Origin of the sequence: Bacteroides ovatus, assembly GCF_001314995.1 — a bacterium.
In the GTDB taxonomy this organism is placed as follows: domain Bacteria; phylum Bacteroidota; class Bacteroidia; order Bacteroidales; family Bacteroidaceae; genus Bacteroides; species Bacteroides ovatus.
In genome coordinates, this window is sequence record NZ_CP012938.1 from 3,563,482 (window position 1) to 3,586,840 (window position 23,359).

General features: G+C 41.8%; 13 protein-coding genes and 1 tRNA gene. 10 read left to right on the forward strand and 4 right to left on the reverse strand.

Going from position 1 to position 23,359, the window contains the following annotated elements; translation table 11 throughout:
- Positions 1-364 precede the first annotated feature (364 nt).
- From Bovatus_RS14125 to Bovatus_RS14145, 5 genes are all read left to right on the forward strand, one after another.
- Positions 365-1,675, forward strand: coding sequence for an ATP-binding protein (locus Bovatus_RS14125; RefSeq protein WP_004296475.1), 1,311 nt, complete (start codon positions 365-367; stop codon positions 1,673-1,675).
- A gap of 23 nt (positions 1,676-1,698) precedes the next feature.
- Entirely contained in the window at positions 1,699-4,716 is a 3,018-nt protein-coding gene (locus Bovatus_RS14130; RefSeq protein WP_004296476.1) for a tetratricopeptide repeat protein, read from the forward strand.
- Positions 4,717-4,736: 20 nt separating this feature from the next.
- On the forward strand, positions 4,737-6,458 hold the full coding sequence (locus Bovatus_RS14135) for a TonB-dependent receptor (RefSeq protein ID WP_004296477.1): 1,722 nt from the start codon (positions 4,737-4,739) through the stop codon (positions 6,456-6,458).
- A gap of 272 nt (positions 6,459-6,730) precedes the next feature.
- Complete coding sequence (gene topA / locus Bovatus_RS14140; RefSeq protein WP_052587840.1) at positions 6,731-9,076, forward strand: type I DNA topoisomerase; 2,346 nt, start codon at positions 6,731-6,733, stop codon at positions 9,074-9,076.
- A gap of 72 nt (positions 9,077-9,148) precedes the next feature.
- The gene (locus tag Bovatus_RS14145; protein WP_052587850.1) at positions 9,149-11,173 is read left to right on the forward strand and encodes an LruC domain-containing protein; all 2,025 of its coding nucleotides are present in this window, start codon (positions 9,149-9,151) and stop codon (positions 11,171-11,173) included.
- Positions 11,174-11,409: 236 nt separating this feature from the next.
- On the opposite strand, the gene Bovatus_RS14150 is transcribed toward Bovatus_RS14145, so the two are convergent.
- The 3 genes from Bovatus_RS14150 to Bovatus_RS14160 all read right to left on the reverse strand — a co-directional run bounded on the left by Bovatus_RS14150 (position 11,410) and on the right by Bovatus_RS14160 (position 14,836).
- Positions 11,410-12,597 carry a low temperature requirement protein A gene (locus tag Bovatus_RS14150; protein ID WP_004296480.1) on the reverse strand — a complete coding sequence of 396 codons (1,188 nt, stop codon included), beginning with the start codon at positions 12,595-12,597 and terminating at the stop codon, positions 11,410-11,412.
- Positions 12,598-12,662: 65 nt separating this feature from the next.
- Positions 12,663-14,480: an arginine--tRNA ligase gene (gene argS, locus Bovatus_RS14155; RefSeq protein WP_004296481.1), complete on the reverse strand. Its 1,818-nt coding sequence runs from the start codon at positions 14,478-14,480 to the stop codon at positions 12,663-12,665.
- A gap of 83 nt (positions 14,481-14,563) precedes the next feature.
- On the reverse strand, positions 14,564-14,836 hold the full coding sequence (locus Bovatus_RS14160) for an HU family DNA-binding protein (protein WP_004296482.1): 273 nt from the start codon (positions 14,834-14,836) through the stop codon (positions 14,564-14,566).
- A gap of 221 nt (positions 14,837-15,057) precedes the next feature.
- Here Bovatus_RS14160 and Bovatus_RS14165 point away from each other — a divergent pair, with 221 nt between their 5' ends.
- From Bovatus_RS14165 to secDF, 5 genes are all read left to right on the forward strand, one after another.
- Positions 15,058-15,732 carry a rhomboid family intramembrane serine protease gene (locus Bovatus_RS14165; RefSeq protein WP_008776855.1) on the forward strand — a complete coding sequence of 225 codons (675 nt, stop codon included), beginning with the start codon at positions 15,058-15,060 and terminating at the stop codon, positions 15,730-15,732.
- Positions 15,713-16,618, forward strand: a complete 906-nt coding sequence (locus tag Bovatus_RS14170; RefSeq protein ID WP_004296484.1) for a rhomboid family protein — start codon at positions 15,713-15,715, stop codon at positions 16,616-16,618. Before Bovatus_RS14165 ends, Bovatus_RS14170 begins: the two co-directional genes overlap by 20 nt.
- A gap of 4 nt (positions 16,619-16,622) precedes the next feature.
- The gene (locus Bovatus_RS14175; RefSeq protein ID WP_004296485.1) at positions 16,623-17,708 is read left to right on the forward strand and encodes an endonuclease/exonuclease/phosphatase family protein; all 1,086 of its coding nucleotides are present in this window, start codon (positions 16,623-16,625) and stop codon (positions 17,706-17,708) included.
- 31 nt (positions 17,709-17,739) lie between these two features.
- Positions 17,740-19,824, forward strand: coding sequence for a M3 family metallopeptidase (locus Bovatus_RS14180; protein WP_085939354.1), 2,085 nt, complete (start codon positions 17,740-17,742; stop codon positions 19,822-19,824).
- 165 nt (positions 19,825-19,989) lie between these two features.
- A complete protein-coding gene (secDF, locus tag Bovatus_RS14185; protein ID WP_004296487.1) occupies positions 19,990-23,013 on the forward strand; it encodes a protein translocase subunit SecDF in 3,024 nt (1,007 codons plus the stop codon).
- Between the two features lie 173 nt (positions 23,014-23,186).
- On the opposite strand, the gene Bovatus_RS14190 is transcribed toward secDF, so the two are convergent.
- Positions 23,187-23,258: transfer RNA gene (locus tag Bovatus_RS14190), tRNA-Arg, on the reverse strand.
- Positions 23,259-23,359 lie beyond the last annotated feature (101 nt).

Sequence of the window (23,359 nt, forward strand, 5' to 3'; positions counted from 1 at the left end):
ACAAGTGAAAAAGAAGAAAAGCATTACAATTTAATCGACAAACATCTCCTATAACAAAAAGAAAGAATTTCGCACCTACAAATCTCTGCGTTTTTTTATATTTCTCAATCCCTCCCAGTAATTACGCCTTTTATTCTCGTTTAAATATTCCTTTTCTTAAGATGGGCCATTTTTCAGTAGCCAATTGATGTATTTGTAAAATAGAAGTTCATCTCAACCAAATAGATCAAAGTAATTTATCACATAATCTTAAACAATCATATTATATTACTATAAATGAACAAAATACAACATATTGTGTTATCTTTGTAACCACCATTAATTTAATGGCCATTAAATTAACCGCCATTAAGATAGCAATAATATGAAGTTCTACGACCGAAAGAAAGAAATGGCGATACTGTATGCAGCTAAAAAGCAATCACAAACGAGCGCTTGCTTTACTGTAATGACCGGACGCCGACGAATCGGAAAAACAGCTCTACTCTTAGAGTCTGTCAAAGACACCCGATTCGTATATATATTTGTAGCAAGAAAGAGTGAAGTCCTGCTTTGCGCACAATATCAACCTGTCATTCAGGAAACGCTTGGCATTCGTATCTATGGAGAAATCAGAGAGTTCGCACAGCTCTTTGAACTGCTGATGCAACATTCCCAAAAGGAAAATTTCACATTAATCATTGACGAATTTCAAGAATTTCTCTATATCAATCCGTCTATCGCCAGTGATATACAACGTATTTGGGACCAATATCACGCGACTTCCAAAATCAATTTCATTGTATGCGGTTCCGTTTATTCAATGATGAAAAGAATATTCGAAGACCGCAAGAAGCCACTATACGGACGCCTTACCGCCCGAATTTCTCTGCATCCATTCACCACCACCGTTATCAAAGAGATTCTAGCAGACCATGCCCCTCAATTCACATCGGAAGATTTGCTTTGCTTGTATTTGCTGACAGGTGGAGTAGCCAAATACATCACCCTATTGATGGAAGCGAAAGCATTTAATAAAACTGCCATGATAAATTATGCGCTTTCCGAAGGCTCACCATTTCTGACAGAAGGCAAAGACATGTTGATTTCCGAGTTCGGGAAAGACTATGCCAATTATTTTTCTATCCTATCTCTCATTGCAGAAGGAAAAACAACACAACGAGAGATTGATTCCATCATCAATAAAAACACCGGTTCCTATTTAGCCAACCTTGAGGATGAATATTCATTAATCAAAAAAGTGAAACCGATGTTCGCTAAACCTAATAGTCGTGCTACCCGTTATTGCCTGCAAGACAATTTTCTACGATTCTGGTTTCGCTTTATTTTCTCAAACAACGCAGTACTGGAAATGGGGAAAAACCATTTACTGATAGAATATGTAGAAAAGAACTATGAACAATACAGCGGCCTATTGTTAGAAAAATATTTCCGTGAACTTATCGCTGAAAAAGAAGAAGTTACCGACGTAGGTAACTATTGGGACAAAAACGGAGAAAATGAAATAGACCTGATCGCCCTCAACCGGTTTAACAAAACAGCACTTATCGGAGAAGTAAAAAGAAATCCGAGAAAAATAAGTATCCCGGCATTGGAAAAGAAAGGAGAAACTTTACATAAAGAATTAAATGATTATAAAATAACTTTCAAAGGATTCTCATTGAAAGATATGTAGTACTTTTGCATAAACACCCGATTATGAAAAAAGAAATTACTAGACTCATTTGTGCCGCCATCTGCTGCACGCCCATTATAGGATTTGCCCAGACAGGTGACAAGTTCACTTCGACTGACAACCTTTATAAAGAAGGGAAAGAACTTTTCCAGGAAAAGAATTATGCAGCTGCTCTGCCGGCATTGAAAGCATTTGTAAAACAAAAGCCTGCAGCCAGCCTTCTTCAGGACGCAGAGTATATGCTAGTCAGTTCGGCTTACGAACTGAAAGACAAAAACCGCATCGAACTCCTCCGCAAATACCTTGACCGTTATCCTGATACTCCATACGCTAACCGCATTTATGCGCTGTTAGCCTCCTGCTATTTCTACGAAGGAAAATATGATGAAGCACTGGCACTCTTCAACTCTGCCGACCTCGATTTGTTAGGTAATGAAGAACGGGACGACTGCACCTACCAACTGGCTACCTGTTATCTGAAAACCGATAATCTAAGAGAAGCAGCCATCTGGTTTGAAACTTTGCGTGCCAACAGCCCCAAATACGCCAAAGATTGTGATTACTATCTTTCCTACATCCGCTATACACAAAAACGTTATACTGAAGCGTTGAAAGGCTTCCTCCCCTTACAGGACGACTCAAAATACAAAACCCTCGTCCCCTATTACATAGCCGAAATTTATGTGCAGCTCAAAAACTACGATAAAGCACAGATTGTAGCTCAAAACTATCTGTCAGCCTATCCGAATAATGAATACGCAGCAGAAATGTACCGTATTCTGGGAGATGTCTATTACCATTTCGGACAATATCACCAAGCCGTAGAAGCATTCAACAATTACTTGAATAAGGATCGCTCAGCTCCCCGGCGGGATGCCCTTTATATGCTAGGACTCTCCTACTACCAAACAAAAGTATACTCCAAAGCAGCCGAAACATTAGGTAAGGTAACAACTGACAACGATGCCCTTACCCAAAATGCATATCTCCACATGGGACTCTCTTATCTGCAACTGGCAGAGAAAAACAAAGCACGCATGGCTTTTGAACAGGCAGCCGCCTCCAATGCTAATATGCAAATCAAGGAACAGGCAGCTTACAATTACGCTCTTTGCCTGCACGAGACTTCTTTCTCCGCTTTCGGTGAATCAGTTACTGCCTTCGAGAAATTCCTGAATGAATTTCCGACTTCTCCTTATGCTGAAAAAGTCAGCAGCTACCTGGTAGAAGTTTACATGAATACACGTAGCTACGATGCAGCTTTGAAATCAATCGACCGGATTGCCAAACCAAGCGCACAAATATTGGAAGCCAAACAGAAGATACTGTTCCAATTAGGAACTCAATCTTTCGCTAACGCCGACTTCGAACAAGCTCTGAAATATCTAAACCAATCCATTGCCATCGGACAATACAATCGTCAGACCAAGGCAGACGCTTACTATTGGTGTGGAGAATCCTATTACCGTCTAAGCCGAATGGTAGAAGCCGCACGTGATTTTAATGCTTATCTGCAACTCACCACCCAACCCAATAACGAAATGTATGCGCTTGCCAATTATAACTTAGGGTATATCGCTTTCCACCGGAAAGACTATACGCAAGCAAGCAATTATTTCCAAAAATACGTTCAACTGGAGAAAGGTGAAAATGCAACCGCACTTGCCGATGCATACAATCGTATTGGTGACTGCCACCTGCATGTACGTAACTTTGAAGAAGCCAAACAGTATTATTCGCAAGCCGAACAGATGAATACTTCTTCCGGAGACTATTCTTTCTATCAGCTGGCTCTTGTATCCGGTCTGCAGAAAGACTATACCGGTAAGATTACCTTGCTGAACCGTCTGGTAGGAAAGTACCCTGCTTCTCCTTATGCCGTAAACGCTATTTACGAGAAAGGGCGTTCCTATGTTTTGATGGACAACAACAATCAAGCCATTACTTCTTTCAAAGAATTACTTACTAAATATCCTGAAAGTCCGGTCAGCAGGAAAGCTGCCGCCGAAATCGGATTATTATATTACCAAAAAGGAGATTACAACCAAGCAATCGAAGCCTACAAACAGGTTATCGAAAAATATCCGGGTAGTGAAGAAGCCCGCCTTGCCATGCGTGATTTGAAATCTATTTATGTGGATCTCAACCGCATCGACGAATTTGCTGCTTTAGCAAATGCCATGCCAGGACACATCCGTTTCGATGCTAACGAACAAGACTCGCTTACGTATGCCGCCGCAGAAAAGATTTATGCACGAGGCAGAATGGAAGAAGCCAAAACAAGCCTCAACAAATACCTGCAAACTTTCCCGGAAGGAGCCTTCAGCCTGAACGCACATTATTATCTCTGCCTGATCGGAAACGAGCAGAAAAATTATGATATGATTCTTCTCCATTCCGGTAAACTGCTGGAATATCCTAACAATCCGTTTGCAGAAGAAGCACTGATCTTGCGTGCTGAAGTGCAATTCAACCAGCAAAATATGGCTGAAGCATTGGCTAGCTACAAAATGCTGAAAGAAAAAGCAACCAACGTAGAGCGCCGCCAACTTGCTGAAACGGGTATTCTGCGTTGCGCCTTCCTATTGCGAGATGACATAGAAACCATCCATGCAGCTACCGACCTGCTTGCAGAAGCCAAACTTAGTCCGGAGCTAAGAAATGAAGCTCTTTATTACCGTGCTAAAGCCTATACCAAGCAAAAGGCTGACAAGAAAGCAATGGAAGACTATCGTGAACTGGCCAAAGACACACGTAACTCTTACGGTGCCGAAGCTAAATATCAGGTTGCACAATCCCTCTACGACGCAAAAGAATATGCCGCTGCAGAGAAAGAGTTGCTCAACTATATAGAACAGAGTACGCCACATGCTTATTGGCTAGCGCGCAGTTTTATCCTTCTATCCGACGTCTATCATGCTACGGGTAAAGATCTGGACGCACGCCAATATCTGCTAAGTCTGCAACAGAATTATCAAGGGAATGACGATATTGAAAGCATGATTGAAAGCAGACTTAGTAAATTGAAAGTTGAGAATTGAGAATAAAAAAATAGAAAAGTATGAAACGATCTCATTATATAATAGGAGGACTCGCATTGGCTATGTCAATGCCATCCTGCCTTCAAGCCCAAACCACCCAACCGAAGGATACAACAATGACCCGCACGGTCGTTGTGGAACAAGAATATAACCCGGACATTATGGACGCCTCGAAAGTAAACGTCCTGCCTAAAGTAGAAGAACCGACAGTGAGCAAGAAAGAAGTAGAGTATGCTACAACATTCTTTCCGGCCACTTCCGTTCCGGCAGGCCTGATGCGCCCCTATACCGGAAAAGAAGTTCAACCCGGCACTACCCCGGGATATGTACGTGCCGGATATGGTAATTATGGCAATTTGGATATTCTTGCCAATTATCTATTCCGTCTGTCGCAGAAAGACAAATTGAATGTACGTTTCCAAATGGATGGAATGGATGGTAAGTTAACTCTTCCCTTCACAGATGGAGAAAAATGGAATGCATTTTATTATCGCACACGCGCAAATGTAGATTACACACACCAATTTAATAAACTGGACTTAAATATTGCCGGAAACTTCGGATTGAGCAACTTCAACTTCCAACCGGAAAGCGTAAACAGCAAGCAGAAATTCACATCCGGTGACTTCCATGCGGGCATTCATTTCACTGATGAGACTGCACCACTGCGTTTCAACGCAGAAACAAATCTGTTGATGTATGAACGTCAACATAACATGTTCAATGAATCTGAAGCCAATACAGGTATCAAGGAAACAATCATACGCACCAAAGGCGATGTCACGGGAGCTATCGGCGACCAACAATTAATAACTATCGCTTTGGAAATGAACAATCTTCTCTACAACGGATATACAAAGAATGTTTCCACCGGAGATGAATACTTCAAAAACTACACAACGCTTCTTTTAAATCCATATTACGAACTGGATAATGATGACTGGAAACTGCATATCGGAGCCAATGTAGATTTATCTTTCGGATTTGACAAGTCTTTCCGTATCTCACCCGATATCACTGCACAGTATATTTTTTCTGATAGCTACATTGTTTATGCAAAAGCAACCGGCGGTAAGCAATTGAATGATTTCCGCAGATTAGAAAGTATCTGTCCTTACGGTGAACTGCCGGAGGCAAATACCACTGCCACTTTGGGATACGTACAACGTCCTTATGATACTTACGAGCAAATCAACGGTAGTATCGGATTCAAAGCAAGCCCTTATCCGGGACTTTGGTTCAACGTGTTCGGTGGTTATCAGAATCTAAAGAACGACTTATCTTATTTAGGTTTTGACCCAAGTAATATTCATTCAGGTTCTTACCTTTCTTTTGCTCAAGATAATACAGAAAATCTCTACCTTGGCGGTGAAATCAGTTACGATTACAAAGATATCCTCGGAATATCAGCTAAATATACTTACCGTAATTGGGACAGCAAAACAGAGGAATATCTGTTGGCTGTGAAACCAGTCAGTGAAATGTCTTTCAATGTACGTATTCATCCGATCTCTGCTCTTAACATAAATCTAGGTTATGATTACATCAGCCGGAAAGAAGTGAAAGAATATGCAAAAATGACCGCAATTAATGATTTGCATATCGGAGCCAGCTATAATGTATTCAAAGGAGTATCCGTTTATGCTCAAGTACATAACCTGCTGAACAAGAAATATCAATATTATTTAGGTTATCCTACGGAAGGATTCAATTTCTTAGGAGGATTGAGTTTCCGATTCTAAGGAAAATAGACAGAATATAATAAAAACACAATATGCCCATCCCGTACTATTCGAGATGGGCATATTGCATTAAATATCATCTTATTTCATTTTAATATATACCACCGAACGTCCTGAATCAAATTTTAAGATTTACCATATTAGCCTTTACCTTCACAGATGTAAATTTCAAGATTTTATTAAATTCTCCTTATAATATAAGGTAGGGAGAATCTTTTTTTTTACTTTTGTCCCCGAATATTGTGGTACAAGCCATTATAAAAGAAAGAATTATGCAGAAAAACCTTGTCATTGTCGAGTCTCCGGCAAAAGCAAAAACGATTGAAAAGTTTCTGGGGAAAGATTTCAAAGTCCTTTCTAGTTACGGACACATACGCGATCTGAAGAAAAAAGATTTCAGTATCGACGTAAATAATGATTTTAAACCCAGCTACGAAATCCCGGCAGACAAAAAGGCGCTGGTTAGCACACTAAAGACAGAAGCTAAAGAGGCAGAAACCGTATGGCTCGCATCCGATGAGGACCGCGAGGGAGAGGCAATTGCCTGGCATCTGTATGAGGTCTTAAAACTAAAACCGGAAAACACAAAACGAATCGTATTTCATGAAATTACGAAAAGCGCTATTTTAAAAGCGATTGAGCAACCACGCGACATTGACCTCAACCTCGTAAATGCACAGCAAGCACGACGGATTCTGGACCGTATCGTAGGTTTCGAACTCTCTCCCGTGCTTTGGAGAAAAGTGAAACCGGCACTTTCTGCCGGACGTGTTCAGTCTGTCGCTGTCCGCCTGATCGTTGAACGTGAACGTGAAATACATGCTTTCCAAACGGAAGCCGCTTATCGCATCACTGCCGTATTCCTCGTTCCGGACACGGACGGAAAACTGGTGGAAATGAAAGCTGAACTGGCTCGCCGTATTAAAACAAAAGAAGAAGCGAAAGCTTTCCTCAACGCATGTCAGGGAGCAAGCTTTGCCATCGACGATATTACTACCCGCCCGGTCAAGAAAACGCCTCCTGCTCCATTCACAACATCTACGTTGCAACAGGAAGCCGCACGCAAACTGGGATATACCGTAGCGCAGACCATGATGCTCGCGCAACGCTTATACGAATCGGGATTCATCACTTATATGCGTACAGACTCTGTCAACCTCTCGGAATTTGCGACAGCAGGCAGTAAAGACGCTATCATCAAAATGATGGGTGACCGCTACGTACACCCCCGCCATTTCGAAACAAAGACTAAGGGTGCACAAGAAGCGCATGAGGCTATCCGCCCTACCTATATGGAAAACCAATCCATTGAAGGAACAGCACAGGAAAAGAAACTGTACGACTTGATATGGAAACGCACCATTGCCTCACAAATGGCAGATGCAGAACTGGAAAAGACAACTGCTACCATAACAATAAGTGGCAGCAGCGACGTGTTTACAGCCATCGGCGAAGTGATTAAGTTTGACGGGTTCCTGCGTGTATACCGTGAATCTTATGATGATGACAACGAACAGGAAGATGAAAGCCACCTGCTTCCTCCCCTGAAAAAAGGTCAGAAGTTGGAACACGGCCCTATCATCGCAACCGAACGTTTCACCCAACGTCCTCCACGCTATACTGAAGCAAGTCTTGTACGCAAGTTGGAAGAACTGGGTATCGGACGTCCGTCTACGTATGCACCTACTATCTCTACCATCCAACAACGCGAATATGTGGAGAAAGGTAATAAAGACGGGGAAGAACGGCAGTTTAATGTCATGACATTGAAAGATTGTCAGATTAAGGATGAAAACCATACTGAAATTACCGGTGCAGAAAAGGCGAAGTTATTCCCAACGGATACCGGCACTGTGGTAAATGATTTCCTTACCGAATATTTCCCAGACATTCTGGATTTCAACTTTACCGCCAGTGTAGAAAAGGAATTTGACGAGATTGCAGAAGGAGAAGTGAAATGGACTTCTATCATGAAGAATTTCTATGATAAGTTCCATCCGTCTGTAGAAAACACATTGGCTATCAAGACGGAACATAAAGTAGGCGAACGTATTCTGGGAGAAGAACCGGGAACAGGCAAGACTGTTTCTGTTAAGATTGGTCGCTTCGGTCCTGTTGTACAGATTGGTACTGTAGAAGATGAAGAAAAACCACGCTTCGCACAAATGAAGAAAGGTCAATCCATGGAAACCATCACTTTGGAAGAAGCACTGGAATTATTCAAATTACCTCGTACACTGGGCGAATATGAAGGAAAATCAGTCAGTGTAGGCGTAGGCCGTTTCGGTCCGTATGTCCTGCACAATAAGGTATATGTATCGCTCCCGAAAACACTTGATCCGATGGAAATTACTTTGGAAGAGGCAGAACAGCTGATTCTGGAGAAACGCCAGAAAGAAACGGAACGCCACATCAAGAAGTTTGAAGAGGAGCCGGAACTTGAGATTCTGAACGGACGTTACGGACCTTATATTACCTATAAGGGTTCCAATTATAAAATTCCTAAAGATATCGTCCCGCAGGATTTGAGTTTGGCTAGCTGTTTGGAACTCATCAAATTACAAGATGAAAAAGGACCAGCGACCACAAAAAAAGGACGATTCGCAAAAAAGAAATAAAAAAACTAGAAAAAGAGCAAATTATATAATTAAATGTATATATTTGCTCTTTATCTTTTAATACACAAACTTATGAAGCAAACAAATTTAAAGTATTTAATGATAGGAGTGCTTACCATAGCTTCCATCAGTTGTATGGACAAAGAGCGTGACTTATCTTGGGAGAGAAGGCATATGCCAAAAGAAGCATACTTCGACTTCAACATGACCCAAGCTGTCGCTTTGGATATCAATTATTGTTTCAAAAGCGAAAATTATCGTGTTCTTTTTAACATTTACGAGCAAGATCCCATTGAATACTCAGCTGACGGCAGCGTGTCCCAAAAGGACATAGAGCCTATCTACCGTGCAGTTACAGACGAAAAAGGCAAATTCAGCGGAGAAATGAATATTCCGGCGGACCTCTCGGAAGTATGGTTATCATCGGATTATTTAGCCACCGTATCTCCTCTTAAACTAACGATTGACGACAGTCGTCGGCTTTCATTTAATCAAGATGCATATATCGCTACCTTACGTTCACAAACGGCATCAAAAACCAGAGGAGTGACCGTGAACCAACATACCTATCTAAAAGAATGGCATGTTCTTCCCAATGCAGACTGGGATGACAGCGGAAGACCAACCAACCTGGAACCTAAAATAAATATACCTCCGGCAGACGTACTATACAACATCAAGTATGTTTTCAGAAAGGTTACAGTCAAAGATGAGAGCGGTAAAAGCAAGGTTATGAACATCAGTCAGAATTATCCGGAGTTTTTTGATGGTTCCATCAAAATGACTTCAGATATTCCAATTGTTAACCCGACCGAAGTAAGCCTCGTATTTATAAACAGCTCTGCTGCATGGTACAATACAGTTGGATATTACACCTATCCGACCAACAATCCGCCCCAGAGCACGAGTGATATAAAACAAATAATTGCATTCCCAAACACCTCTCCTGTTTACAAGACTTTAGGGGTAGGAGCATTAGTGTGTGGCGAAGAAATAAAACTCAAATATTGGAATGAAGAGACACAGGAATACGAAGACAAATTTCCTGCAGGAGTCACAATTGGCTGGTGCCTTCAAGGTATGGGATTCAAGAGTAAACTCACCTCAGAAACAGATAAAGACAAAGTGGGCGATATCATAAAAGGTATGGGGGCACGCTACTCCACCAGGAATCTAAACACGAATAATACACAAAGAACTGTATCTCTCCGTGATTCCAAGTCCGGGCAGATTGTAGCAGTAGGATTCGAAGATAATATTGACTTCGATTATGCAGATGCCATCTTCTATATTCATACGTCAGAAAAGAATGCTATTGACCCGATATTGCCTCCATTGCCTGAAGACCCCGAAGCAATCCCCGAGCAATATAAAATTTCTTATTCCGGTACACTGGCTTTTGAAGACTTATGGGCTAAGTTAGGTGATTACGATATGAATGACGTAATGGTAAAGTACACCAGTACGATGACCCGAAATGCTCTTGACAATCGCATTTACGAAATTGAAGACAAGTTTATCTTACAGCACTGTGGCGGTTATCTGCAAAACGGATTTGGATATCAATTACACAAGCTCTCAAACAGCAATGTCAAGAGTGTAAAAATAACGGGGCCTGATGCCAGTGGTTTATCAAGTTCTATATACATGGAAGGAAAAGAAACAGAGCCTGGACAGTCTCACCCAACCATATTGTTGTATGACGACATGACAAAATTCAAAAATATCACTGATGAATCAAAGAAAGAATATACTGTAACCATCACGCTTGATGGAGCTAGTGAGAAAGAGGTGGTACCTCCTTACAACCCGTTTATCTTCATCAGTTCCAACGAGGGTAGAGGCAAAGAATTACATCTGATAAATTATCCCCCGACTGACAAAGCCGACTTATCGTTACTGGGAACCGGAAAAGACATCTACAGACCAGAAGAAGGGATGTATTATGTTTCTGCAGACTTGATGCCGTTTGCTATCAATATGCCAGTAAGTAATCTCCCGGTTCCAGAGGAAGGGAAACGAATCGATCAATCATATCCCAAGTTCTCTGGATGGGTATCATCGAATGGGAAACAAAATAAAGATTGGTACAAATAAAGATTGATACGATTTAAATAAGAGCAGCCCGGATATTGTACGGAATCGCTATCGGGACTTCGCATTGCGAACCATCGATGAAAAAGACATAATAGACATCCGTTTAGAAAGGCGCGAATTACGCAGTTCACACAACTTCTTGAATACTCACCAAGAATTCGTGTGAACTGTGTTTTTATTTTAAGCCACAATATTATAGGATATAAGTATTATCCGTTATGAATGGGCTTTCATCATTAAATCTTCGGCTCCCATTTTATCTTAAAACCTTTATTAGGGAATAGCATATCAAACACAATCACGAATATAAAAACAGATGTTACCAAGATATTCATCGTCAATAAAGAAATGTGATAAGGCCAGGGAAGCAGTAAAGCCAAAGCTATTACAGCAATAATATGTGATAAAGGAAGCATACGGCACGTGACATATTTATAGATACTATTTGCCAGAATATAAACGATTGGTCCGATAATCAGAACAAAAACAACTTCCGCTCTCATTTCTTGTTCGGGATGGGCAACAATCAGTTCGTCTCCTACCGCACAAATAATCAATGCTCCCACCAGTACGATATGAATTGCATTATAAATCAACCCCAGCTTTCCGGGATCTTTCACTTCCTGTATTTTCCGACTACCGGCTTCACTGCTCACATCAAAGTAAACCCACCACATAGCCAAACTACCAATGAAAGATATGACAGCAGAAATAATCACGAGAGGCGTCCATTCTTCTACTTCACTCAAAGAAGCTCCTGTCATCAATAGAGTTTCTCCAAAAGCAATAATCACAAACAACTGGCAACGTTCCACCAAATGATGCCCTTCAATAGTCCATTCCTTGCTACTGTCCGAACGTCCCAGACGAGGTAAAGCAAATCCGTGCATCGGGGCTGTATAATCACAGATAGCGGCTATAATCCACAGTAGAATTTGCCATTCTCCCTGCAATATGGCACCCGTAATCCAAAAGACGGCAGATATACAGAACCAGCCCATAATTCGCTTAAAATTAGCAGCCAGATGATGATCTCCTAACACCCCGATAATATAAAGTGTTCTCCCTGCCTGTATCAGAACATAGCAGACAGCAAATATCAATCCCCGGTAAGTAAAGGCATAAGGAATGGCAGCCGCCATCACCAGCCCCACCAGCATACTGATAAAAAGAAGAATACGTATCGGCCGGGTATCCGGGTTGAACCAGTTAGTCACCCAGATGGTATGTTGCCACAACATCCAGACTGCAAACCACAGGATTGTTTCTTTCAATAATCCTTCCCAAGTGAGATTATGAAGCAAATAATGTGAAAGTTGCGTGACCGAGAAAACATAAATCAGGTCAAACAGCAGTTCGGAATAAGAGACAGTAGCAGTTTCCGTTTCTCTCTTCCGAAGCAATGGATGGGGGGAGTAAAACATACGGGGTTCCTTTTATATATATATAAAAGAAACCCCGCAGAAGTCTATTTTGTTCAGAGAAAGTCTTACATTCTGGAAGGAACTTCGATACCCAGCAAATTCATTCCCAAGCGAACAACTTTAGCTACATTAGCAGACAGAGCGATACGGAATACTTTCACCGCCTCATTCTCTTCGCGCAGAATACTATAGTCATGATAGAACTGATTGTATTCTTTCACCAAGTCATAAGTATAATTAGCAATAATAGACGGGCTGTAATCTTCACCGGCTTGTTTTACAACAGCAGCAAAGTCGGCAACCATCTGAATCAGCCCTTCTTCCTTTTCACTCAATTCAATACCAGCCGGAATCTGTTCAGGAATCACGATACCTGATTCGGCAGCTTTCCGAAGTACAGACTGGATACGTGCATAAGTATATTGAATAAACGGACCTGTATTACCATTGAAGTCGATAGATTCTTTCGGATTGAATGTCATATTCTTACGGGCATCGACTTTCAGAATGAAATATTTCAATGCTCCCAGACCCACAATACGGGCAATATCATCAGCTTCTTCCTGTGTCAAACCATCCAGTTTGCCTAGTTCTTGTGAAGTTTCTTTAGCAGTGGCAATCATTTCCTCCATTAAGTCGTCAGCATCAACTACCGTACCCTCACGGGATTTCATCTTACCTTCCGGCAGTTCCACCATTCCGTAAGAGAAGTGTACCAGACTCTTACCCCATTCGAAACCAAGTTTATCGAGCAAGATAGAAAGCACCTGGAAGTGATAGTTCTGTTCGTTACCTACTACATAAATCATCTTATTAATCGGGTAATCGGCAAAACGAAGTTTAGCCGTACCGATATCCTGAGTCATGTAGACAGAAGTACCGTCACCACGGAGAAGGAGCTTATGATCCAGTCCTTCGGCAGTTAGGTCGGCCCATACGGAACCGTCTTCTTTCTTGTAGAAGAAACCTTTTTCCAGACCTTCCATTACCTTTTCTTTTCCTTCGAGGTAAGTATTGGATTCATAATAGATCTTGTCAAAGCTAACCCCCATCTTCTTGTAGGTTTCGTCGAATCCTGCATATACCCAGTTGTTCATCATTTCCCACAATCCGCGTACTTCCGGATCACCGGCTTCCCACTTCACCAACATTTCGCGGGCTTCCTGCATCAATGGAGATTCAGCTTCAGCCTTTGCTTTCGCTTCATCGCCACTCATTCCCTGCGCTGTAAATTTAGCCATCAGCTCTTTTACTTCCGCTTTATAATGCTTATCGAAAGATACATAATAATCACCTACCAGGTGGTCACCCTTCTTACCCGAAGTTTCAGGAGTTTCACCGTTTCCGTATTTCTTCCATGCCAGCATGGACTTACAGATGTGGATACCACGGTCGTTTACAATATTTGTTTTGACTACCTTATTGCCGTTTGCCGCTACAATGTTAGCCAATGCGTTGCCTAAAAGGTTATTACGCACGTGTCCCAAGTGAAGCGGTTTGTTTGTATTCGGAGAAGAATACTCAATCATCACCAATGGAGAAGCGTCAGTGACCTGCATTAAGCCGTACTGTTCATCCGCCTGAATCTCGTTCAGCAATTCAATCCATGTAGCCGATGCAATAGTCAGGTTCAAGAACCCTTTTATCACATTAAACGCTGCTACAGCCGGATCGTTTGCCTTCAGATATCCACCGATTTCCTGTGCTGTTTGCTCCGGTCCTTTTTTTGACATCTTCAGAAAAGGGAACACGACCAGTGTCAAATGTCCTTCAAATTCTTTCTTTGTTTTTTGCATTTGCACCATCTTTTCAGGGACTTCCTGACCGTAGAGTGCTTTCAGTCCACTAATAACGGACGCTACAAGTTTATCTTCTATCTTCATAATCAAGTTATTTCTTGCGCGCAAAGATACAAAAAAAGGAGACGCATCGCGTCTCCTCTCCTAATTTCTTTCAACTATCTATCTTATTCAACAGCTGCAGATAATTCAGCACCAGCTTTAAATTTAGCTACTTTCTTAGCAGGAATAGTAATAGTTGCCTTTGTAGAAGGGTTAATACCAGTTCTTTCAGCTCTTTCGCTTACTGAGAAAGTACCAAAACCTACGAGAGATACTTTGTCACCAGCTTTCATAGCATTAGTAACTGAAGTGATGAAAGCATCAAGTGCTTTTTTTGCATCGGCTTTGCTCATTTGAGCTTCAGCAGCCATTGCGCTAATAAGATCAGACTTATTCATAATACGTAAAATGATTAATTAATATATATGTTACACAAAAGATTATCCCACAATGGATTAATTCCACAAATATAGCCGAACAAAACAACATATCAAATAAAAACATAAAAAAAACGCAGCAAATTATTGAAAAAGAGCTAATAGGAAGCGTTTTTCATGCTTTAAAACAGAATTTATTCGTACTTTTGCGTCTATTATCTAAATATTCAGAAATAAAAATGATGCCAACTGTAACTAAAAACCTGATAATTATCAATGTACTAGTATTTTTCGGGACAATCGTAGCCCAACGTTACGGCCTGGATTTAACGAATTATCTGGGATTACATTTTTTCCTCGCAAGTGACTTTAATCCGGCACAGCTTATCACTTATATGTTCATGCACGGCGGATTCAGCCACATTTTCTTTAATATGTTTGCCGTTTTTATGTTCGGACCGATTCTCGAACAAACCTGGGGACCCAAACGTTTCCTCTTTTACTATATTCTCTGCGGTATCGGTGCGGGACTTATCCAGGAAGGGGTACAGTATATTCAATATGTAACGGAACTTAGCCACTACGCACAAGTGAATATAGGTACAGGTGTTATCCCAATGGAAGAGTATCTGAACATGATGACCACCGTAGGTGCTTCGGGAGCCGTTTACGCCATATTGCTGGCATTCGGTATGTTATTTCCCAATAACCGGTTGTTTATCTTCCCGCTGCCATTTCCTATCAAAGCGAAGTTCTTCGTTATAGGATACGCCGCGATTGAATTATGGTCAGGACTTGCCAATAGCGCCGGAGACAATGTCGCTCACTTTGCTCACCTGGGAGGAATGTTATTTGGATTGATCCTGATTTTGTATTGGAGAAAAAAAAGCAATAACAATGGGACATATTATAGCTGATTTAAAGGAGACATTCAGAAGAGGAAATATTTTCATCCAACTGATTTATATCAACGTAGGCATCTTTCTGATCGGCACGTTGATTAACGTTTTCTTGCGACTGTTTGAAGTAAGTACCCCCGATATATTCGGTATATTTGCCCTGCCGGCATCCTTTATCGGATTTATTCATCAGCCGTGGTCGTTATTTACTTATATGTTTATGCATGCCGGTATCCTGCATATTCTATTCAATATGCTTTGGCTGTATTGGTTCGGAAGTTTGTTTCTCTACTTTTTCTCGGCCAAGCATTTAAGAGGACTATATGTATTAGGAGGTATCTGTGGAGGTTTACTGTATATGGTTGCCTACAATGTATTTCCTTTATTCAGTTCGCAAGTGGCGGGTGCAACATTGGTAGGAGCATCAGCTTCCGTATTAGCCATCGTAGCTGCTACGGCTTATCGTGAACCAAATTACAGGGTGCAACTTTTTCTTTTCGGTGCTATCCGTCTCAAATATCTGGCACTGGTTGTTATCGGAATCGATGTATTATCCATCACCTCAAGTAATGCCGGAGGACATATCGCCCACCTGGGCGGTGCTCTTGCAGGACTTTGGTTTGCCGCCAGCCTAAGTAAAGGAACTGATTTGACTTCCTGGATCAACTGGATTCTGGATGGTTTCACCTCCTTGTTTCAAAAGAAAACATGGAAACGGAAACCGAAAATGAAGGTACACTATGGAAACAGTGCCACCGGTCGCGAGAAGGATTATGATTACAATGCTCACAAAAAAGCACAGTCTGATGAAGTGGACCGTATTTTGGAAAAACTAAAGAAATCCGGTTACGACAGTCTGACAACTGAAGAAAAGAAAAGCTTGTTCGACGCAAGCAAAAGATAAAGGAATGGAACATATTGGCAAATTTGTCGCATATCTGATACTTGCTGTCAACGCTCTCTTCGTGGGAACGTTGATATTAAGCGCTTATAGCCCTTACCTTAACCCGAAAATAAATCCACTTGCTTCCAGCTTGGGACTTGCATTTCCGATATTCCTGACGATTAATCTGATTTTTATCGGCTTCTGGGCATTTGTCAATTACCGCTATGCGCTCTTGCCTGCCATCGGTTTTCTAATTTGTATTCCGCAGATACGGACTTATATTCCTTTTAACTCCACCACTAAAACCATACCGGAAGGAAGCATCAAAATCCTATCCTACAACGTAATGAGTTTCAACAATTTGGAGAAGAAAGATGGAAAAAACCCGGTATTGTCTTATCTTGTAGATAGTAACGCCGATATTATCTGTCTGCAAGAATATAACACCGCTACCAACAAGAAATACCTGACGGAACAGGACATTAAAAAAGCATTGAAAGCCTATCCTTACCAATCCGTCCACCAACAAGGGAAAGGAGATGTGCAACTTGCCTGTTTCTCCAAGTTCCCCATACTCTCGATACATCCCATCGAATATGAAAGTAATTATAACGGCTCCATGAAATATGTACTGAATGTGAATAACGACACTCTTACATTAATCAACAACCACCTGGAATCCAACAAGCTCACCAAAGAAGACAGAGGGATGTATGAGGATATGATTAAAGACCCGAATGCCAAGAAAGTAAAAACCGGACTTAGGCAATTAATAAGAAAACTGGCGGAAGCATCGGCTATCCGGGCTACACAAGCAGATTCTGTGGCTAAAACCATTGCAGAAAGTAAATATCCGACAACCATAGTATGCGGCGATTTCAACGACGGTTCTATCTCATATACCCATCGCATCCTGACTCAAAAACTAGACGATGCATTCACACAGTCCGGTAAAGGATTGGGTATTTCCTACAATCAGAACAAGTTCTATTTCCGCATAGACAATATCTTGATCAGCCCCAACCTGAAAGCCTACAATTGCACGGTAGACCGGTCTATCAAGGCATCAGACCATTACCCGATCTGGTGCTATATCAGTAAACGATAAGAACTGAAAACTCTAATAAAAAACACTTATGATGATTAAAAAGACACTAACCATTTTAGCAGTAAGTTGTATGATGTACTCCTGTGCTACGAAAACAGAAAGCAATCCTTTCTTTACAGAGTTTCAAACCGAGTATGGTGTTCCTTCTTTCGACAAGATTAAATTAGAGCACTATGAACCTGCCTTTCTAAAAGGTATAGAAGAACAGAATCAAAATATCGAAGCCATCATCGAAAGCCCGGAAATTCCGACATTCGAAAATACGATTGTGGCTTTGGATAACAGCGCACCCATCTTAGACCGGGTAAGCATCATTTTCTTCAATATGACAGATGCGGAAACGACTGATTCGCTGACCGCACTTTCCATCAAACTGGCACCGGTTCTTTCGGAACATAATGACAATATCTCCCTGAATGGGAAACTATTCAAACGGGTGAACGATGTCTACCAAAAGAAAGATTCATTGAACCTGACGTCGGAACAAGAACGTCTGCTGGACAAGACTTATAAAAGATTTATCCGTTCCGGAGCGAACCTTGGCGAAAAGGACCAAGCTCGCCTCCGCGAAATCAACAAGGAGCTTTCTACACTTGGCATCACTTTCAGCAACAATGTGCTGAATGAGAATAATGCCTTCCAACTTTTCGTTGACAAGGAAGAAGATCTGGCAGGATTGCCTGAATGGTTCCGCCAAAGTGCGGCCGAAGAAGCGAAAGCAGCCGGACAACCGGGAAAATGGTTGTTCACCCTGCACAATGCCAGCCGTCTGCCTTTCCTGCAATATTCTGAAAATCGCCCGCTCCGGGAGCAAATATACAAAGCTTATATCAACCGCGGCAACAACAACGACGGGAACGATAACAAGGAAAACATCCGCAAGATCGTTTCTCTCCGCCTGGAAAAAGCGAACTTATTAGGTTTCGACTGTTATGCAAACTTCGTCCTGGATGAAACCATGGCAAAGAACGCCAACAACGTAATGAGCCTTTTAAATAACCTCTGGAGCTACGCACTGCCAAAAGCAAAAGCAGAAGCTACCAAACTTCAGAAATTAATGGATAAGGAAGGAAAAGGAGAAAAACTGGAAGCATGGGACTGGTGGTATTATACCGAAAAACTGCGGAAAGAAAAATACAACCTGTCTGAAGAGGATACAAAACCTTACTTCAAACTGGAGAATGTACGCGATGGTGCTTTCGCCGTAGCCAACAAATTATATGGCATCACCCTAAGCAAACTGGAAGGCATACCAACTTATCACCCTGATGTAGAAGTCTTTGAAGTGAAAGACGCAGACGGTTCCCAGCTCGGTATCTTCTATGTAGACTATTTCCCACGTCCCGGGAAAAGCGGTGGTGCATGGATGAGCAACTATCGTGAGCAACACGGAACAACCCGTCCATTGGTATGCAACGTTTGCAGCTTTACCAAGCCGGTAGGCGACACCCCCTCTTTATTGACCATGGATGAAGTGGAAACCCTGTTTCACGAATTTGGTCACGCCCTGCACGGACTGCTGACAAAATGCGAATACAAAGGAACATCGGGAACCAACGTGGTACGCGACTTTGTAGAGCTTCCTTCTCAAATCAACGAACACTGGGCGACTGAACCCGAAGTGCTGAAAATGTATGCCAAACATTATCAGACAGGAGAAGTGATACCCGACGAAATCATCGAGAAGATACTGCAACAGAAAACTTTCAACCAGGGCTTCATGACCACCGAATTACTGGCCGCCGCCATCCTCGACATGAACCTGCACACGATAACAGATGTAAAGAATCTGGATATGCTTGCATTCGAAAAAGAAGCGATGGACAAGCTTAACTTGATTCCCGAAATAGCACCGCGTTATCGCGTGACTTACTTTAATCATATCATTGGCGGATACGCAGCCGGATACTATAGTTACCTATGGGCCAACGTATTGGACAATGATGCTTTCGAAGCTTTCAAAGAACATGGTATTTTTGATAAAAACACCGCCGACCTGTTCCGCCATAACGTATTGGAGAAGGGAGACAGCGAAGACCCGATGGTGCTTTATAAGAATTTCCGTGGAGCGGAACCAAGCCTGGAACCACTACTGAAAAACAGAGGAATGAAATAATTCAGCAAAAAAGCCCTTAAACATCAAATATTTGAGGGCTTATTACACATGAATGTGAAAAAAAAACTATATTTGCAGCCTTGTATGCGGCAAAAAGAACTTGTGTACGACAGAATTTAACTGAAAATTAAATTAAAAAAGTAATCATCATAAATTAAAAGTAAAATGCAAAACAAAGGATTTGTAAAGGTTTTTGCGGTATTACTCACACTGGTATGTGTGTTCTATCTCTCCTTCTCCTTCGTAACACGCCATTATACCAACAAGGCGAAAGAAATTGCGAACGGCGACCCGAAAGTGGAACAAGACTACCTCGACTCTCTCTCCAATGAGAAAGTGTGGTTGGGTAACTGGACGCTGAAACAATGTCGTGAGATGGAGATTAGTTTAGGTTTGGACCTAAAAGGTGGTATGAACGTTATCCTTGAAGTTTCTGTACCTGATGTTATCAAAGCACTGGCTGACAACAAGCCGGATGAAGCTTTCAACAATGCATTGGCAGAAGCTGCAAAACAGGCTGTAAACAGCCAGGATGATATCATCACGCTATTTGTCAGAGAATACCACAAAGCTGCTCCTAACGCAAAACTTTCCGAACTCTTCGCAACACAACAGTTGAAAGACAAAGTTAACCAGAAATCATCGGATGCAGAAGTTGAAAAAGTATTGAGAGCAGAAGTAAAAGCTGCTGTTGAAAACTCATATAACGTACTTCGTACACGTATCGACCGTTTCGGTGTTGTTCAGCCGAATATCCAGAGCCTGGAAGACAAAATGGGTCGTATCATGGTGGAATTGCCGGGTATCAAAGAGCCGGAACGTGTGAGAAAACTTCTCCAAGGTTCTGCTAACCTAGAATTCTGGGAAACTTATACAGCTAAAGAAGTTCTTCCTGCCATGCAATCTGCTGATGCTAAATTGCGTGCTGTATTAGCGCAGGAGACAGATGCAGACTCTACCGCTGTAGATTCCACCAAAGAAGCTCCGCTTGCAGAAGCTACTCCGGCCAAGAAAAGCGTAAGTGCTGCCGACAGTCTTGCTGCTGCCCTGAAAGGAGATGCTACAACTACTGAAGATAATTCAACAGCTAACCTGGCAGAAATTAAAAAGCAATACCCTCTGTTGGCTATCCTGCAGTTGAACTCTAGCGGACAAGGTCCTGTGATCGGTTACGCTAACTACAAAGACACTGCTGATATCAACAAATATCTGGCTATGCCGGAAGTTAAAGCAGAACTCCCGAAAGACCTTCGTTTGAAATGGGGTGTTTCTCCTTCTGAATTTGACAAGAAAGGACAGACGTTCGAATTATATGCTATCAAGTCTACCGAACGCAACGGTAAAGCTCCGTTGGAAGGTGATGTAGTAACAGACGCGAAAGATGAATTTGACCAATACAGCAAACCGGCTGTCAGCATGACAATGAACTCTGACGGTGCACGTCGTTGGGCACAGCTGACCAAACAGAACATCGGTCGTTCTATCGCTATCGTTCTTGACAACTATGTATATTCTGCACCAAACGTAAACTCTGAAATCACAGGTGGACGTTCACAGATTACAGGTCATTTCACTCCTGAACAGGCAAAGGACTTAGCAAACGTATTGAAATCAGGTAAGATGCCGGCTCCGGCTCACATCGTACAGGAAGATATCGTTGGTCCGTCATTGGGTCAGGAATCTATCAATGCAGGTGTATTCTCATTCGTAGTGGCTCTGATTCTGTTGATGATCTATATGTGTATGATGTACGGCTTCATACCGGGTATGATTGCCAATGGTGCATTGTTCCTGAACTTCTTCTTCGTATTAGGTGTCCTCTCCTCCTTCCAGGCAGCATTGACAATGTCCGGTATTGCCGGTATGGTGTTGTCACTAGGTATGGCAGTGGATGCGAACGTACTTATCTACGAACGTACAAAAGAAGAACTTCGTGCCGGTAAAGGTGTGAAGAAAGCACTTGCTGACGGTTATTCCAACGCATTCTCCGCTATCTTCGACTCGAACCTGACATCCATCATCACAGGTATCATTCTGTTTAACTTCGGTACCGGTCCGATCCGTGGTTTTGCTACGACATTGATTATCGGTATTCTAGTATCCTTCTTCACCGCTGTGTTCATGACCCGTATAGTTTACGAACACTTCATGAACAAGGACAAACTATTGAACCTTACATTCACAACCCCTGTTTCAAGAAACTTGATGACCAACACACGTTTTGATTTTATGGGAACAAACAAAAAATCCCTTATCATCACTGTAGCCATCATCCTCGTTTGTATCGGTTCATTTGCCATGCGCGGTTTAAGCCAGAGTATCGACTTTACCGGTGGACGTAACTTCAAGGTACAGTTCGAGAATCCGGTAGAACCCGAACAGATTCGTGAATTGATCTCCAGCAAGTTCGGTGATGCTAACGTTAGTGTTATCGCTATCGGTACAGATAAGAAAACTGTACGTATCAGCACCAACTACCGTATTGAAGATGCAGGAAACGATGTTGACTCTCAAATCGAAGCATATTTATATGAGACTTTGAAACCTGTGCTGACTCAAAACATCACTCTAGCTACCTTTATCGACCGTGACAATCACACTGGTGGTAGTATTGTAAGTTCTCAAAAAGTGGGTCCGAGTATCGCAGACGATATCAAAACAGGTGCCATCTATTCCGTAGTACTGGCTTTGATCGCTATCGGTCTGTATATCTTAATCCGTTTCCGTAACATCGCATATAGTATTGGCTCTATTGTAGCTCTATCATGCGATACCATCATGATTATCGGTGCTTACTCATTGTTATGGGGTATCGTTCCATTCTCACTGGAAATTGACCAAACGTTTATCGGTGCTATCCTGACAGCTATCGGTTACTCTATCAATGACAAGGTGGTAATCTTCGACCGTGTACGTGAATTCTTCGGCCTGTATCCAAAACGTGACAAACGTCAGTTGTTCAATGATTCATTGAATACTACACTTGCACGTACTATCAATACATCATTAAGTACATTGATCGTATTGCTGTGTATCTTCATCCTTGGCGGTGATTCAATCCGCAGCTTTGCATTCGCAATGATCTTGGGTGTTGTTATCGGTACATTGTCATCACTGTTCATTGCATCTCCGATTGCATACAACATGATGAAGAACAAAAAAGTCGTAGTACCAGCTACGGAAGAATAATAAACTCCACAAATAGAAAAGCCTCTTCCGAACATTCGGTAGAGGCTTTTTCTATTGATTATTAAAACAAATAGAAGCTATAAGACGTTCATCTTAAAAGAAGCTATTGTTACACTTAAAACTTGATACAATATGAAAGCAAAACAACACCACTCTCATAGATTCTTCTGTAGTAGCCCCGAGGGGAATCGAACCCCTATCTAAAGTTTAGGAAACTTCTATTCTATCCGTTGAACTACAAGGCCGCTTCAAATTTGTTTGCAAAGATAACGGTTTCTGTCGATTTAACAAGAATAAAAATGCAGGTTCCTTTCAGATATTTCAAATAATTGGCGTCAATAGGACA